Here is a 15,379-nt window from a genome sequence, read left to right as displayed (position 1 = left end):
TTTGGAGCTCGCGTCGCGCAACCCATCTTGGCCAGCGACCATTGCGTGTCGCATCAACAGGCCGGACATATGGATGCAGCGATCCGATCTACTCAGAAAGCTCTTGTGCCACGGGGGCCGTCCACATATGGGTCCCCGCGTCCCGCGGGGACGACAAGGACTCCCCGCATACGCATCATGCAGCGCCGCCTATGGGGCTGATTTGTCTTCCATAGTACATCCAGCGCGCGGCGCAGCGCCGCGTGAGAGGCGTCGCGGATGTTGCAGCGGGTAAAGGCCGGAACGCCGGCATCGCCGCCGATCGGCGACGGCCTGCCGACCGAACGCCGGATCTGGGCGGTGGTCGCGATCTCGGCAGCGGTAGCGATGGCTTCGCTCGATACCGCGATCGCCAACATCGCTTTGCCGTCGATTGCCACCGATCTGAACGTCAGCCCGGCGGACGTCGTCTGGGTGGTCAATGTCTACCAGATTGCGCTGGTGGCAACGCTGCTACCGCTAGGCGCGCTGGGCGAAATCGTCGGTTATAAGCGGATCTATCTCGGCGGGCTTCTCTTGTTCACGATCGCCTCGCTCGGATGCGCGTGCGCCTGGTCGCTGCCGAGCCTGTTAATCGCGCGCGTGCTGCAAGGCCTCGGCGCCAGCGGTCTGATGAGCGTGAATTCGGCGCTCATTCGGTTTGTCTATCCAAGCCGGATGATCGGCCGCGGATACGGCTATAACGCGCTGGTGGTGGGCACTGCGTTTACCTTCGGGCCGACGATCGCGTCCGGCATTCTCGCATTTGGCACCTGGCCGTGGCTGTTCGCGGTCAACATTCCGTTTGGCCTCGTGGCGATCGCGATCGGCATACGGACGCTGCCGCGGACGCCGCGCGCCGAACACGGCTTCGATTTTCTCGGCGCGGCCTTGGCCGCCATGTGCCTCGGCCTTGTCATTCTCGGTGTCGGCAGCGCCGCGCATCGGGCGACGACGGGCGCGGTCGCGGCCGAACTCGTGGTCGGAATTGCGCTCGGGCTCGTTCTGATCCGCCGCCAGGCCGATCACCCGGCGCCGATGCTGCCGATCGATCTGTTTCGCCGGCCGATGTTTGCGCTTTCCGCCGCCACGGCGGTCTGTTCGTTTGCGGTGCAGGGGATCGGCTTCGTCTCGCTGCCGTTCTACTTCGAGGACATCCTGCACCGGACGCAGGTCGAGACCGGCTTCTTCATGACGCCATGGCCGCTGGTGGTCGCGATCATGGCGCCGATCGGTGGTCGGTTGAGCGATCGTCATCCGGCAGGTCTTTTGGGTGGTATTGGCCTCGTCATTCTCGGCATCGGGATGGCGCTGCTGGCGACGCTGCCGGCTTCGCCCAGCATTCTCAACATCGTCTGGCGGATGGCGATTTGCGGGCTCGGCTTCGGCTTCTTCCAGACCCCGAACCTGCGCGCGATCATGTCGAGCGCGCCCTCGGGGCGCAGCGGCGGCGCCAGCGGCATTGTGGCGACCGCGCGCCTCACCGGACAGACCACGGGAGCCGCGCTTGCGGCCCTATGTTTTACGCTGGCCGGCCACAACGGCGCGACGATGGCGCTTGCGCTGGGGGCGGGATTCGCCGCGGTCGGCAGCGTGATGAGCTTTCTGCGGCTGACGGTTCAGACGCCCAAGTCCTGATCACCCGGCTGATATTGATCAAACGCGAAGTTACTTGGATCGTCAATCCGACCGAAGTCGAGTTTAGTCGTCGTCAGGTCTGTTTGTTGATTACCTTCAATCTCTCATCCAGTAAGCCCACCACATAAGCCTCTGCTTTGAAGTATGACGGAAAGATCACGTCTATCATTGGTGTCTTGCGCTCATTCTTCCAGCGCTTAGCCGCTCCGGTCGAGTACTTGCGTTTTCCCTTTTCAAACAGCTCTCGGTATCTAAAAGGTGAGATTCCCAGAAAACGCTGAAAATTAACTTGCGAAACTATCCCGTCTCCATCAATCGCTATGGAGTCCGAATGCAACTCTTCAGCGTAGCTTTTTGGATAGGGTTCTATCGATACTACTCGCTTAATCCCCGCAGCAACTATATGCTTAGCACATAGATGGCAGGGAAATGTTGTGCAGTAGAGCGTGCCGCCCTTAGTTGGTATTCCGTTTCGCGCGGCATCCGTGATTGCCGACATCTCAGCATGAATGTCGCGACCAAATTCAATTACATCCATAACTTTGGACTCTTTGATTCCGTGGGCAGAGTCGTCTGAAAGAAGCTCATCGGCAATAGCCACAGAGTCCTTGTTGCCGCGCGTTTCCTTCGAAAGATGATTTCCCTTAATTAGTCGATCGACAAAATCAGCGACTAATTCACGCTTCTTCTCATCGTTAGGATCCCGACCGGTGACGAAATCGCGTTGGTCGGTAGGGTCGCCACTCCAGTATGTGCCGCCGCCCGCTTTAGGTACTTCGTTGCATCCTAGGGAGATGACTTCACCCGACTCTCGAAAGATCGCAGCTCCTACCTGCCGCGTCAGTGCTGAAGATCGAAGCGAAGCCGACTTGGCAAGGTACATGCCGTATTCGTCATGGGTGGGAGAAGCTTCGTTATCTCCGAAAAGCGCATCGATGAATCGCGTGATAGTCGCTTTGCTTGATTTCTTGTCCGGAGCCTCGACAAATAAATCGGCTAGTGGGAATGCGTCTTGAACATTCTGCCCATGTCCTTTGTCGCTTTCTAGTTCGTCTTGCCTAATCAAAGAATTAGCGGCGTTCTCTGCCTCAGTATCTGTTCCGAGACGTCTCTTTGATTGAGTTTCTTTTATCGCGATGCGTCGAATCCGGCATTTTTGCGGGGCATAGGCCGAAATCTGAATGAACTGGCGACCGTACACTGCTCTAAGGAGTTGAATTTCCTCGGGTCGTTTAAACTGTCGAATTATGTAAGCTTGTCTTGACCTTGGTTCTTCTACGTCTCCTCCGATCGTTGCTCGATATTGCCTAATTGCGCTTATTGCCAAGATCGCAAGGCCGTCGTTTCGACGTAGCTGTTCTCTAACTTTATTGGCGTAGGCTATCCTCTGTTTAAACGACTCAATATATCCTGTGCCGTCTAGCGGTAGGCCGATCTTGACCTCTCGCATCAGCTCAGTGATACGAAAAAATTGTGTGCTGTAGTCGAACCCCGCTAGCGCGGCTGTCAGTGCCTCGGTTACAGACTCAAGGTCGACGCCGATGGGCCCGACTAGACCGAATATGAGTTCGGGATAATCATGAAAGGGAAGCCCACTATCGGATCGCTTCGATGAGCTTTCTTTTTCACTCATCATGCGTTTACCTTAGGACTTGATAGTCGTCGAAGATCAACAAAGGAACTGGAGGGCGCGATGTCCGATGTGAAGCTTGAACCAGGCTGGCTCGTCCGTGACGTCCAAAAGGCAACCAACCAAACGAGCAGCTGGAACTCATCAAAAAATCAATCAACGAAAACCCCATCCGCAAATAGCCCCGACACGCAGGGTGATGACAAGCAGAAAAAAGCTACCGAAAGTAGCTAAGTTCCGTCAATTGAAAACTATCCCGGCACCGTGAGACTTCAGATTAGGGCTGGCGGACGAGAGCTGCGCGACCTGCCGGTTGCCAAGCCGCGATCATTTGCCGATGAGTTCGTTCAGGCTGACATCGACCTGACCGGATGCACGCACGTGCCGGACCTCGAAGCTGTCGGGACGAAAGCGATATTCGACCAGCCCTGTCTCCTTGATGCCGATTACTTCCTGCATCCGGTCTGGAATAATGAAGCCGGCCGACGGCGCCCAGACGTGCCGGGTGCGCCCATAAGTGAAGTCACGGCGCTGATGCACATGACCGCTGGCGACCAGCCGCACATTGCAGGCGCCGAGCAACGCAACCAATCGCGCGCGGTTGGGCTGCGGCACGAAGCGGATCGCGGTAGAAGCTTCCTCCAGATCCTCCGGCGTATCGAGAAATAGCGGCTTGTGCAGGAACAGCGCGATCGGTTTTCCGTTGGCACCCTCAAGCTGCGAGGTCAGCCATTCTTCCTGTTCCCCTTCACTCGGAATTCCCGTATTCATGATCAGCGAGTTCAGCCCGATAAAGCGCCAGTCCGCGGCCTCGAATTGCCAGCGGTCTTCTCCGAAAATCGAAATAAAGGCGTCGCGAAGCTCTTCCGTCGCGGGGCAGGACGGCGCGATGCCAACCGCCGTCGGGTTGTCGCCGATGTCGTGATTGCCTGGCAGATAGCGGCAATCGACCGGCAACGCGGCGTGCAGCCCTTTGGCAAATTCCATATCGGCGCGGCTGGACGGCCCGTCCCAGGACACGTCACCGGTATTAATGACGAGATCGGGCCTGACGGCGTCGATATGAGTACTGATGCGGTGGAAATTGTCGGTCAGAACAGTGAAATTGCGCGACAGGTGCGTATCTGAAATCTGGGTCAGACGGAATTCGGCCATCGCTATCATCCCATGCGCCACACGCGCTTGAACCGCGCTTCCCGCCCGAAGCTACACCTTGACTGTGACCGATTTACCCCCGCCGCACGCTGGCGCCGCCGTCGACCGGCAGCGTCACGCCGGTGATGAAGGCGGCCTCATCGGAGGCCAGAAACAGCGCCGCATTGGCGACGTCCCAGGCGGTGCCCATCTTCCGGCGCAGCGGCACCTTGGAGTCGCGCTCAGTGGCGACTTCGGCGCGCGTTTTCTTGAAGGCTTTCGCTCGGGTATCGACCGCCATCGGCGTATCCATCAGCCCCGGCAGGATCACATTGGCGCGGATGCCGTATTCGGCGTTCTGATAGGCGAGTTGCTCGGTGAAGGCGATCATCGCCGCCTTGGTCGCCTTGTAGGCGACATAGGGATAGACCGTGATCGCCGCCATCGAGGAGATGTTGACGATCGCGCCGCTCCTTTGCTGGCGCATGATCGGGATGGCGTATTTTGCGGCCAGAATGCAGCTCTTCAGGTTGATCGCGACGCAATTGTCGATCGCCTGCTCGGTGATGGCCAAAAGCTCGGCATCGCCGCCGGCGAGACTGACGCCGACATTATTATGGAGAATGTCGAGGCGGCCCCAGCGTCTCGGCGCTTCCTCGACCATCGCCGTGATGTCGCGCTCTTTGGTGACGTCGGCCTCGAAGGCGAGCGCCTTGCCACCCGTTTTACGGCTCTCGGCCTCGATCATTGCGGCGGTTTCCTGCGCCGACGCCAGGTTGCGGTCGACGCACAGCACGCAAGCGCCTTCGCGCGCGAAGGTGATCGCGGTGGCGCGGCCGTTGCCCATGCCTTCGCCGGGACTCTGGCCGGCCCCGACCACAATGGCGATACGATCTTTCAGCCGCATGTCGTTTCACTCCCGCAAAATGGATGCCTGAGCATCTCGTTATTGCCGCGAGCTTACCGAAAGTGTGGTCGGGGGGCTAATTCAAACCTGATGCGTCCCCGGCGCAGGACGCGCGATCTGGTCCCGTTCAGCGCCAGCGCACGAGGCGCCGCCAATTCATTGTCAGGCTAGTGGATTTGACATTCGCTCCCCCTGGCTACGGACTCATTTCAGCGAATGTCAAATCCAAAACTCCACTAGAAACCTATATTTGCTAGTGGTCCTATGATTCTAACATTCGCAAACAGTGCCCGCTGAAAAGGGATGCGAATGTTAGAATCGGACCACTAGGCGGCGCGCCGCTATAGCGGGGAGGAACTTGAAATGGGGACAGCGAGAGGGGCTAACATGACGATCGCGAGCGTTTTGCTGCCGGTCTTTGTCCAGGTCGGACTTACTTTCGCGCTTCTGCTCAGCATGGTTTTCGCCCGCCGTTCGGCGCTGGTGAGCCGCGAGACCAAGATCCGGGATATCGCGCTTGGCGAGCCGAACTGGCCGGTCCGCGCCACCCAGATCGGCAATTGCTACCGGAACCAGTTCGAACTGCCTGTTCTGTTTTACGTTTTGATCGCGATCGCATTACCGATCCGCCACGCCGATCTCGTGGTCGTGATCCTGTCCTGGGTGTTCGTGGTCACCCGGCTGATCCACGCCGGCGTCTTCGTCAGTTCCAACGACCTCGGCCGGCGCTCGTCGGCGTGGCTTGCCGGCGTACTTGTGCTGCTGGCCATGTGGGTCTATTTCGCGCTGAAGATTCTGCTTCTTATTTGAAGCGTTTGTGACCCCAAATGAAAGATTTGCATGACCCCGGCAGCGCGGCTTTCGGCCGCCATCGAACTCATCGAAACCATCGACAACCAACGTGTTCCCGCGGCCCAGGCGCTGAAGGAGTGGGGCACGGCGCACCGCTTTGCCGGCTCGGGCGATCGCGCGGCGATCTCGGGCCTCGTCTGGGACGTGCTGCGGCGGCGCGCCTCCAGCGCCTGGATCATGGGCGAGGATACCGCACGGGCGCGTCTGCTGGGTATGTTGAAGCTCGAGCGCGGTCTTGCGACAGAAGCGATCTCGGCGCTCTGCGACGGGGCCCGCTTTGCGCCACAACCGCTGAGCGAAGCCGAACGCTCGGCGCTGTCGCAAAATTCGCTTGATAAGGCGCCCGCCCATATCGCCGGCGATTACCCGGAATGGCTCGATTCGCATCTTGCCGAAGTGTTTGGCGCGGACCGCGCGGCGGAGGCGGAAGCGATGGCGAGCCGCGCGCCGCTCGACCTGCGCGTCAACACGCTGAAAGCCAAGCGCGAGAAGGTGCAGAGTTCGACCGCGCATCTTGGCACCACGCCGACGAAATGGTCGCCGAACGGGCTTCGCATTGAAATCTCGGCCGACGCCCGCAATCCTGGCATTCATGCCGAGGAAGCCTTCATCAAGGGGCTGATCGAGGTGCAGGATGAAGGCTCGCAGCTCGCGGCTTTGTTGTCAGCGGCTAAACCCGGCGAGCAGGTGATCGATCTCTGTGCCGGCGCCGGCGGCAAGACGCTCGCGCTCGCGGCTCAGATGCAGGGCAAGGGCCGGCTGATTGCGACCGACAGCGACAAGCGCCAGCTCGCGCCGATCCACGAGCGGCTGTCGCGCGCCGGCGTTCACAACTGCGAGGTGCGCACCCCCAAAGGTGAAGGCGATGCGCTGTCCGATATCCGCAGCACAGCTGATCTCGTGATGATCGATGCGCCCTGCACGGGAACCGGCACCTGGCGGCGCAATCCCGACGCCAAATGGCGGATGCGGCCGGGCGCTCTTGAGGTTCGCTTGAAAGCCCAGACTGAAGTGCTTGATCGCGCGGCCCATCTGGTCAAGCCGGGCGGCCGCATCGCCTACGTGACCTGCTCGGTGCTTCCGGTCGAAAATAACGGCCACGTTCGCGCGTTTCTCGCGCGCCATCCGGATTTTGCGGTTGTTCCGCCTGCGGAAACGGTGACCGCGCTGTGGGACAAGGCCGAGGACTTCGCCGCCGCCACGCGGCTGTCCGCCGAAGGACTTCTGATGACGCCGCGTCGGACTGGAACGGATGGGTTCTTCGTGTCGGTGTTGCGGAAGGGATAGTCGTCGTCATTGCCTGCGACCAATGCAGAGCGCTTGCGCAGGGGGGGGTTATCCCGCAATCACCGAGGTTTCGCTGTAGCAGACGCCGTGCGCATTCATCTGCCTGACCGTCAGCTTGCTGGGGTAGCGTTCTCGTCCAAAGAAATTCCATCGATCGAGATCGGGCCTTTCACCGGGCAGTGTACGAAGCCAGGCTGACTTCACACCATCCGGCAAATGCCGCACCTTCATCTGATAGACGTCATAGACCGGCGCGCGCATGACGCTTCTCCCCACGTGGGAGGCTCGCGGCGAGTCGCGGCAAAACTGTGACGCGCATTGGCGGCTTTGCGGTCGCGCGGGCTTTTGTCGTCATTCCCCGATGCTCCGCATCGCCCCGGAATGATGGAGCACCGGCGTTCCCCGGACGCAGCGCAGTGCGCCGCAGTCGCGGCGTGATGCGCTGCTGATCCGGGGTCGATAACCTGCCAGCTTGCGCGATGGATCCCGGCTCAGCGGAGCAGCGCCAAAGGCGCTGCACCGCGTCCGGGACAAGAACTTCCGCGGGGGGCAGTCGCATGTTGCCTTGCCATGGTTTCTTCCATTGTTATTTATGTCAGTATTATTGACCTATATGGATTTGTCCATGGCGGGCAGTCGGGGCGCGGGTGCCGCGTTCCCCGGACGCGGCGCAGCACCATAAGCGCGTTTACGCGCGTCTTAGACGCGCTATGGCGGTGCGCTGCTGATCCGGGGTCCATCAAACCGCTATGTGGGTCCCGGCTCTGCGGAGCAGCGCCAAAGGCGCTGCACCGCGTCCGGGACATGCGACTGTGGGGACAGGCGCTCCTGCAGGGTTGCGGGGCCGGCTTCCGTCGCGTAATTGCTTCGGATGACCTCCGCACCCAAGACCCGCGAGCAGCTCGCCAACGTGGCAGCGGCGCATGAAAAGATTCTGATTGTCGACTTCGGCAGTCAGGTGACGCAGCTGATCGCCCGCCGCGTTCGTGAGGAGGGCGTCTATTCCGAAATCGTCCCGTTCCAGAAGGCGGAGGCCGCCTTCCGCGAGATGAAGCCGAAAGCGGTGATCCTCTCCGGCGGCCCGGAGTCTGTCCATGAGAAAGGCTCGCCCCGCGCGCCGCAGGCGATCTTCGATTCCGGCGTTCCCGTGCTCGGCATCTGCTATGGCCAGATGACCATGGCGCATCAGCTCGGCGGCGAGGTCGAGGGCGGACATGCCAGAGAATTCGGCCGCGCCGATGTCGAGGTGAAGACGTCAAGCCAATTGTTCGACGGCGCCTGGGGCACCGGCGAGAAACACCAGGTGTGGATGAGCCATGGCGACCGCATCACCAGGATGCCGCCGGGCTTCACGGTCGCCGGCGTCTCGCCGAACGCGCCGTTCGCGGTGATCCAGGACGAGAAGCGAAAATATTACGGGCTGATGTTCCACCCCGAGGTGGTGCATACGCCCGACGGCGCGAAACTGCTGCGCAACTTCGTCCGCAAGGTCGCAGGCCTCACCGGCGACTGGACCATGCGCGCCTTCCGCGAGGAGGCGATCGAGAAGATCCGTGCGCAGGTAGGCCAGGGAAAGGTGATCTGCGGCCTGTCAGGCGGCGTGGATTCCGCCGTCGCCGCCGTGCTGATCCATGAAGCGATCGGCGACCAGCTCACTTGCGTGTTCGTCGACCACGGGCTGCTGCGGCTCAAGGAAGCCGAGACCGTCGTCGACCTGTTCCGCCATCACTACAACATCCCGCTCGTTCACGTGGACGCGTCGAAGCAATTTCTCGGCGAGCTCGCAGGCGTCACCGACCCGGAAGTGAAGCGCAAGACCATCGGCAGGCTCTTCATCGACGTGTTCGAGGCGGAAGCTAAGAAGATTGCAAGTCAAGGCGAAGGACCGGCGCAATTCCTGGCGCAGGGCACGCTCTATCCCGATGTGATCGAGAGCGTCTCGTTCACCGGCGGCCCGTCGGTGACGATCAAGAGCCACCACAATGTCGGTGGCTTGCCTGATCGCATGAACATGAAGCTGGTCGAGCCGTTGCGCGAACTGTTCAAGGACGAGGTGCGCGCGCTCGGCCGCGAGCTCGGCCTGCCCGATATTTTCGTCGGCCGGCATCCGTTCCCCGGACCGGGGCTTGCGATCCGTTGCCCCGGCGACATCACGCGCGAAAAGCTCGACATCCTGCGCAACGCGGATTCGGTCTATATCGACCAGATCCGCAAAGCTGGCCTCTACGATCAGATATGGCAGGCCTTCGCCGTGCTGCTGCCGGTGAAGACCGTCGGCGTCATGGGCGACGGACGCACGTATGAATATGTCGTGGGCCTGCGCGCGGTGACCTCGACCGACGGCATGACGGCGGACTTCTACCAGTTCGACATGAAATTTTTGGGCGAAACCGCCACCCGCATCATCAACGAGGTCAAGGGCGTTAACCGCGTGGTCTACGACGTGACGTCAAAGCCGCCGGGGACCATCGAGTGGGAGTGAGGGGGAGGCGGCTTCTGAAAAACTATCTATATAATTCAATAAGTTATGCGGCTCATGGGATGATCGAAAAAAGATCGTTGGTCTCGCCGTCGCATATCATAACTTATTGAACTATAAAGAGAATTAGTAAAGCGCCGAGCAGTTATTCAACTCTATGGCCGGATAGGTTGACGGTATTTCTGACGGTCTTTTTTGAAATGCACGCCGACCGAAACCAAAAGACCGTCAGATAGAGCGCATAGGGCTGACGGTCTTTTCCGGGACCGACTCTGTTCGAGAAAACGCGCCGTAAGGGGTAATTTTTAGCCTGTTCGGCGCATTTTTCGCGACAGAACCGGTGAGCCGTGCTGGGTCTTGAAATGGCCGGGTATTGGCCGTACATTGGGGGCGGGAGAACTGCCATGGCAAATGTAGCCTCGAAATCGGCCCGCGGCCGCACCCGTGCGCAGCGTCTTGAGACGCGGGTGACGGCGGAGCAAAAGACGCTTATCGAACATGCCGCCGCCCTCCAGGGACGAACGGTCACAGACTTCGTGCTGACCAGCGTCCAGGATGCTGCACGGCGGGCGATTGAGGAACACCAGCAGATCGAACTGTCGGTGCGCGACAGTCAGGCGTTTGTCGATGCACTGCTGAATCCGAGGCCCGTCAACGACCGCCTGCGCGACACGGTGCGCCGGTATCGCGAAGCCACCGGCGTGTAGCCGGTGCCAGGCGCTCCTGAGGGATCGCTTCGGGTCGAGGCCCTCGGTCCACACCATGATCGCAGCTCGTTCGCCAGCGGCGTCGAAGCGCTCGATCGATATTTCCGAAGCCAGGCTGGACAGGACGCCCGCAAGAACATGGCGGCACCATTCGTGCTTGTGCTGCCGGACGGCGCCATCGGCGGCTACTACACGCTTTCAGCGACGGGCGTAAAACTTACAGAGTTTCCGGCCGATATCACGCGTAAACTTCCCAGGTATCCGCTCGTTCCGGCGACGCTCTTAGGCCGTCTTGCTGTCGACCAAAACTATCAAGGACGAGGCTACGGCCGCTTTCTGCTTGCCAACGCTCTGTTTCGCGCCGTCCGCAGCGAGATCGCATCGTTCGCCATTATCGTCGATGCGAAGGATGAGGCAGCGCGCCGGTTCTATGAACGCGAGAGCTTCTTGCCTCTTCCGGAGCAACCGCTCAAGTTGTTCCGGCCGATGGCGGATATCCGGCGACTGTTCGATGGACCCTAAGCCCGAAGACATGGCTGAGGTTTTTCGAACCAGGAGGATCGGGTTCGGTCGGTGTCTCGAACCCACGATGCAATGCGATCAGCCGGCAATCCGCGCGCATTCGATCCAGAACCGTCAGACGATTGCGCTGCTTGAACAGGACAATCATGTGCTCGCCTGGCAGCCGCGATTCTCGCAGGCTGGACCCGACGTCGCGCTCAGACGGATTGGGCGGAACGATGCATCGACATTCGCGGGGTTCTGCAATCAGCACGACACGGAGCTCTTCCGGCCGCTCGACACCAAAGCGCTCGATGCCGCTGATCGCGAGCAGCTCTTCCTGCTGGCTTACCGAGGGATCACCTGTGAGTTGCACGCGATCATGACCGGGGTCGTGCAGTTGCAAAGCCTCTACACTGCGAGGGTCGAGCGCGGGGCCGACTCTCCGGATTCTTCCAGTCCGGCGGGGCAGAAGGCCGTGGAGCAAATGCTCTTGTCGTGGGCGACATGGCGGTATCGCCATAGCTACTACGACGAGCCGCTGCTGCGCCGGTCCTTCGAGGGCGTCGAGCACGAAGTCCTTGACCTGAACGACCAGGCGCCATGCCTTGCGGCCTCGTCGTTCATCACGGTCAAGGATGTACCGATCAATGAGGAACTGGTCGGCGTCGCGATCAATATCCTGCCGGTCAGCGAGACAAGGACCGTTGCGGCATTCTCCTATGCGAAGAAGGACCAAGGAAGTATTCGCGCCGCTTTGGATCGCATCCTGGGCTCGACCGGAGACACGCAGAGATACGAGCTGTCGAAGCTCGTGTTGAGCCGGATATCGAACGTCCTCATTTCGCCTCGACACTTCGACCAGTGGAGTGAGGAAAGGAAGAAGAAGATCGCGGACGCATTCGTGCGGACGGTTGAGAGCCAGCAAGACGTTGGAGAGGACGCCGATTTCATGCTGTTCTGAGGGACGATGGCGCCAGCGTGGAGCGTGTGCTTGGTTTAGGGGCGGAAGAGCGATCCATCAGACCGGGCCTAGCGTGGCAGGGACATCACAACCGTGCTACAGGAGCTGACGGTCTTTTTCCCTCGTGCCCCTCGGCCGCGCTCGGCCAAATGACCTGGAAGAAATCGACCGATCAATGTTGATAGTCGCTGAAACCAAGCAAATCGTGGATCATCGAAATTCCTGTTTGAAATCAAGAGCGCAAATTTCTGACGGATCGGAGAGACGGTTCTTTGTCGTGTGCTGAAAAATTTGCGCATGGAATTCAATACGTTACGATCGTTCAGAACAATCGAGTGGGAGTAGCTTGATAGGGATGGGCGGGTCCAGATACTCGCTGAGTACGATAAGGCTAAAGCTCATCTGGTAAAATTCAAATTCCGCAATGCCGGAGAGGCGAGTCGATTTCAGAGCCCGCAACCTGGCATGTGCGACGGATCGATATCTCGCAAGAAAGCGATGCTGAACGGAATATGTCTCGATGAAAACATCCAAGCACCGAAGCCTGAAATCGGCGACCAAGCCGAACAAGGAACCCAAGCTCTCGCGCACCCACGCGCCTGCCGATCTATCGCCCGTGGAATGGCAGAGAGGCTTGCGCCGCCAGTTCGGCCGCGAACAGCCCTTCGGGCTTGAGAATTTGTCGAGCGAGCCGTTTTTCTCGGAGTTTCGGGTCAGCAATCCGGCCTCGAAATCGAGCTATCGCGTGGCGATCCGGAGCAAAGGGCCCGGCGGCAATTTCTGCTCATGCCCGGACTACTCTACGAGTGAACTGAGCACCTGTAAGCACATCGAGTTCGCGCTCGCCCAACTGGAGAAGAAGCGCGGTGCCAAAACGGCATTCGCGCGGGGCTATCAACCTGCATTTTCCGAGTTGTACTTGCGCAACGAGGGACAACGCCGCATCCATTTTCGTGCAGGAACGGATTGCCCGCTGGCAGTCAAGGAGGCCGCCGCGGCGCTGTTCGACCTCGACCGGGACGGTATGCTTCCGGACGACCGCTTTGGCCAACTCGAGCGTTTCATGGCCATGGCGTCGAAGTCCGGTCACGAGTTCCGTGCCTATGACGATGCACTCGATTTCATTGCCGGAAAACGCGATGCGGAACGGCGGGCCTCGAAGCTCGAGCAGCTTTTCCCGCAAGGTGCCGCCGATCCCGGGCTGCAGACGCTTTTGAAAGTGCCTCTCTATCCCTACCAGGCCGAGGGCGCGCTCTTTGCCATGCGGGCCGGCCGCGCGCTGATCGGCGACGATATGGGATTGGGCAAGACCATCCAGGCGATCGCTGCAACGGAAATTTTGGCGCGACATTTCGGCGTCTCGAAAGTGCTGGTGATCTGCCCGACCTCGCTCAAGTACCAGTGGCAAAGCGAGATCGCGCGATTTGCGGGACGAGATGGAGAGAATGCGGCGCGCGTCATCGGCGGCGGCCGGGCGCAGCGGCAGAAGGAGTACGCCCTGGAGGATTTCTGCAAGATCACGAACTACGAGAAACTCAAACCCGATCTCGACCTGATCGCCGCCTGGGCTCCCGACCTGGTCATCGTCGACGAGGCACAGCGGGTCAAAAACTGGAATACTATCGCGGCGCGCGCCCTGAAACGCATCGACAGTTCCTATGCGATCGTGCTGACCGGGACGCCTTTGGAAAACAAGCTGGAAGAACTGATTTCCATCGTCCAGTTCGTCGATCAGCATCGGCTCGGGCCGACCTGGAAGCTGCTGCACGAGCATCAGGTCAAGGACGAAGGCGGGCGCGTTACCGGCTATACAAGGCTGGAGAAGATCGGCCAAACGCTGGCGCCGATCATGATCCGTCGCCGCAAGTCCGAGGTGCTGCGGCAGCTGCCCAGCCGGACGGACCAGAACTTGCTGGTGCCGATGACCGAGATGCAGATGCTTTATCACCAGGAAAACGCAGATGTGGTGGCGCAGATCGTTCAGCGTTGGCGCAAGACCAGGTTCCTGTCGGACAAGGATCAGCGGCGGCTGACCTGTGCGCTCCAGAACATGCGCATGTCGTGCAACAGCACCTATCTGCTGGACCGGGAAACCGACCATGGCGTCAAGGCCGACGAATTGGCGGCGTTGTTCGACGAATTATTCGCCGACCCCGAGGCCAAGGCGGTGGTGTTTTCGCAATGGACGCGGACTCATGACCTCGTCATCCGCCGCCTCGAGGCGCGCGGGCTGGGCTATGTCAGCTTCCATGGCGGCGTGCCGTCGGAGAAGCGGCCGGCGCTGGTCGAGCGGTTTCGTAACGATCCCGCCTGCCGCGTGTTCCTGTCCACCGATGCTGGCAGCACGGGCCTCAATTTGCAGCATGCCTCGACGCTGGTGAATATGGACCTGCCGTGGAACCCGGCGATTCTCGAACAGCGCATCGCGCGTATTCATCGCATGGGGCAGGCACGGCCTGTCCAGGTCGTCAATTTCGTGGCAAAGGGTACCATCGAGGAGGGCATGCTTTCGGTGTTGGCGTTCAAACGCTCTTTGTCAGCGGGAATTCTCGACGGTGGCAGCGGCGAGATTTCGCTCGGCGGCTCGCGCCTCAACCGCTTCATGAAGGATGTGGAGAATGTCACCGGGAGCATGGGTGAAAGCGAGGCCGTAACCCCGGCCGAAGAGGTGACGAATATCGTTACCGCTGATACCGCCCAATCCACGGAAGACGCCAAGGTGGACACGCACGTTGGTGCCGGCGGGGCGGCGATTGCACGGGCGGATAGGGCCGAAACGCCGCCGCGCGATGCCGCTTCCGATCCGTGGCAAGCCTTGGCGCAGGTCGGCGCGCAGTTTGTTGCCGCTCTGGCCGCCGCCAGCGACGCTGACGCGCATCCCTGGATCGAGCGCGATCCAGCCACCGGCGTGCAAAGCCTGAAGATGCCGCTGCCGGCACCGGAAGCCGCGAGGCAGCTCGCCAACGTGCTCGCCGCGCTCGCCGACAGCTTGCGGAGTAGGGTTGCCTGACCGGCGGCAGAGGTCGGACAGTGATTACCTCAGTTGGTGGATCGGTGGCCGGCGAGGCCAGAGGTGCTGACGGTCTTTTTATTTGCCAAGCCGACGTGGTTATTCGCAAAAATGGAGGGTGTCAGTAATTCTGTGTAAGCAGGTTTCTGTGAGTTTACCAACAGATGGAGACTCACATGACGACGACACTGACGCCAGAACTTCTGGATCAATTGCTTGCGGGATATGAGAAGCCCGAGGATTTGACAGGCG

Annotated in this window: 14 protein-coding genes; 9 read left to right on the top strand and 5 right to left on the bottom strand. The window is 60.3% G+C overall.

All coding sequences use genetic code 11. From position 1 onward, the window contains the following. The first annotated feature begins 258 nt into the window (after nt 1-258). Nucleotides 259-1,656 carry an MFS transporter gene (locus M6D32_RS26890; RefSeq protein WP_298262100.1) on the top strand — a complete coding sequence of 466 codons (1,398 nt, stop codon included), beginning with the start codon at nt 259-261 and terminating at the stop codon, nt 1,654-1,656. Nucleotides 1,657-1,729: 73 nt separating this feature from the next. Here the strand turns inward: M6D32_RS26890 and M6D32_RS26885 are convergent, their stop codons facing one another. Beyond that, nucleotides 1,730-3,289 carry an anti-phage dCTP deaminase gene (locus M6D32_RS26885; protein ID WP_298262098.1) on the bottom strand — a complete coding sequence of 520 codons (1,560 nt, stop codon included), beginning with the start codon at nt 3,287-3,289 and terminating at the stop codon, nt 1,730-1,732. 60 nt (nt 3,290-3,349) lie between these two features. Between M6D32_RS26885 and M6D32_RS26880 the strand changes: the two genes are divergently transcribed. Beyond that, a complete protein-coding gene (locus M6D32_RS26880) occupies nt 3,350-3,520 on the top strand; it encodes a hypothetical protein (protein WP_298262096.1) in 171 nt (56 codons plus the stop codon). 93 nt (nt 3,521-3,613) lie between these two features. Here M6D32_RS26880 and M6D32_RS26875 read toward each other — a convergent pair whose 3' ends face one another. Both M6D32_RS26875 and M6D32_RS26870 read right to left on the bottom strand, forming a co-directional pair. Continuing rightward, a complete protein-coding gene (locus M6D32_RS26875; RefSeq protein ID WP_298262094.1) occupies nt 3,614-4,441 on the bottom strand; it encodes a metallophosphoesterase in 828 nt (275 codons plus the stop codon). 73 nt (nt 4,442-4,514) lie between these two features. Then, nucleotides 4,515-5,327, bottom strand: a complete 813-nt coding sequence (locus tag M6D32_RS26870; protein ID WP_298262092.1) for an SDR family NAD(P)-dependent oxidoreductase — start codon at nt 5,325-5,327, stop codon at nt 4,515-4,517. A gap of 387 nt (nt 5,328-5,714) precedes the next feature. Here M6D32_RS26870 and M6D32_RS26865 point away from each other — a divergent pair, with 387 nt between their 5' ends. Next, on the top strand, nt 5,715-6,137 hold the full coding sequence (locus M6D32_RS26865) for an MAPEG family protein (protein ID WP_298262090.1): 423 nt from the start codon (nt 5,715-5,717) through the stop codon (nt 6,135-6,137). Between the two features lie 30 nt (nt 6,138-6,167). Further along, nucleotides 6,168-7,466, top strand: a complete 1,299-nt coding sequence (locus tag M6D32_RS26860) for an RsmB/NOP family class I SAM-dependent RNA methyltransferase (RefSeq protein WP_298262087.1) — start codon at nt 6,168-6,170, stop codon at nt 7,464-7,466. 48 nt (nt 7,467-7,514) lie between these two features. Here the strand turns inward: M6D32_RS26860 and M6D32_RS26855 are convergent, their stop codons facing one another. Beyond that, nucleotides 7,515-7,727 carry a hypothetical protein gene (locus M6D32_RS26855; protein ID WP_298262085.1) on the bottom strand — a complete coding sequence of 71 codons (213 nt, stop codon included), beginning with the start codon at nt 7,725-7,727 and terminating at the stop codon, nt 7,515-7,517. A gap of 610 nt (nt 7,728-8,337) precedes the next feature. Between M6D32_RS26855 and guaA the strand changes: the two genes are divergently transcribed. From guaA to M6D32_RS26830, 5 genes are all read left to right on the top strand, one after another. Continuing rightward, complete coding sequence (gene guaA / locus M6D32_RS26850) at nt 8,338-9,948, top strand: glutamine-hydrolyzing GMP synthase (RefSeq protein WP_298262083.1); 1,611 nt, start codon at nt 8,338-8,340, stop codon at nt 9,946-9,948. Between the two features lie 401 nt (nt 9,949-10,349). Then, nucleotides 10,350-10,652 (top strand): DUF1778 domain-containing protein, encoded by a 303-nt coding sequence (locus M6D32_RS26845; RefSeq protein WP_298262081.1) that lies wholly within the window; start codon nt 10,350-10,352, stop codon nt 10,650-10,652. Nucleotides 10,653-10,655: 3 nt separating this feature from the next. After that, nucleotides 10,656-11,174 (top strand): GNAT family N-acetyltransferase, encoded by a 519-nt coding sequence (locus M6D32_RS26840; RefSeq protein ID WP_298262079.1) that lies wholly within the window; start codon nt 10,656-10,658, stop codon nt 11,172-11,174. 148 nt (nt 11,175-11,322) lie between these two features. Further along, nucleotides 11,323-12,117 (top strand): hypothetical protein, encoded by a 795-nt coding sequence (locus tag M6D32_RS26835; RefSeq protein WP_298262078.1) that lies wholly within the window; start codon nt 11,323-11,325, stop codon nt 12,115-12,117. Nucleotides 12,118-12,637: 520 nt separating this feature from the next. Next, on the top strand, nt 12,638-15,127 hold the full coding sequence (locus M6D32_RS26830) for a DEAD/DEAH box helicase (protein WP_298262076.1): 2,490 nt from the start codon (nt 12,638-12,640) through the stop codon (nt 15,125-15,127). A gap of 29 nt (nt 15,128-15,156) precedes the next feature. Here M6D32_RS26830 and M6D32_RS26825 read toward each other — a convergent pair. Next, on the bottom strand, nt 15,157-15,379 hold a 223-nt coding region (locus M6D32_RS26825; protein ID WP_298262074.1), incomplete at its 5' end, for a hypothetical protein.

The sequence above is a fragment of the Bradyrhizobium sp. genome, assembly GCF_027307225.1.
In the GTDB taxonomy this organism is placed as follows: domain Bacteria; phylum Pseudomonadota; class Alphaproteobacteria; order Rhizobiales; family Xanthobacteraceae; genus Bradyrhizobium.
This window is presented reverse-complemented; position numbering and strand designations above follow the sequence as displayed.

Excerpts from the sequence above, each read along its gene's own strand:
- M6D32_RS26875 (WP_298262094.1), bottom strand. The coding sequence starts at position 4,441 with ATGGCCGAATTCCGTCTGACCCAGATTTCAGATACGCACCTGTCGCGC.
- M6D32_RS26845 (WP_298262081.1), top strand. The coding sequence starts at position 10,350 with ATGGCAAATGTAGCCTCGAAATCGGCCCGCGGCCGCACCCGTGCGCAG.
- M6D32_RS26855 (WP_298262085.1), bottom strand. The coding sequence starts at position 7,727 with ATGCGCGCGCCGGTCTATGACGTCTATCAGATGAAGGTGCGGCATTTG.
- M6D32_RS26890 (WP_298262100.1), top strand. The coding sequence starts at position 259 with ATGTTGCAGCGGGTAAAGGCCGGAACGCCGGCATCGCCGCCGATCGGC.
- M6D32_RS26885 (WP_298262098.1), bottom strand. The coding sequence starts at position 3,289 with ATGAGTGAAAAAGAAAGCTCATCGAAGCGATCCGATAGTGGGCTTCCC.
- M6D32_RS26865 (WP_298262090.1), top strand. The coding sequence starts at position 5,715 with ATGACGATCGCGAGCGTTTTGCTGCCGGTCTTTGTCCAGGTCGGACTT.
- M6D32_RS26830 (WP_298262076.1), top strand. The coding sequence starts at position 12,638 with ATGAAAACATCCAAGCACCGAAGCCTGAAATCGGCGACCAAGCCGAAC.
- M6D32_RS26870 (WP_298262092.1), bottom strand. The coding sequence starts at position 5,327 with ATGCGGCTGAAAGATCGTATCGCCATTGTGGTCGGGGCCGGCCAGAGT.
- M6D32_RS26880 (WP_298262096.1), top strand. The coding sequence starts at position 3,350 with ATGTCCGATGTGAAGCTTGAACCAGGCTGGCTCGTCCGTGACGTCCAA.
- M6D32_RS26860 (WP_298262087.1), top strand. The coding sequence starts at position 6,168 with ATGACCCCGGCAGCGCGGCTTTCGGCCGCCATCGAACTCATCGAAACC.
- guaA (WP_298262083.1), top strand. The coding sequence starts at position 8,338 with ATGACCTCCGCACCCAAGACCCGCGAGCAGCTCGCCAACGTGGCAGCG.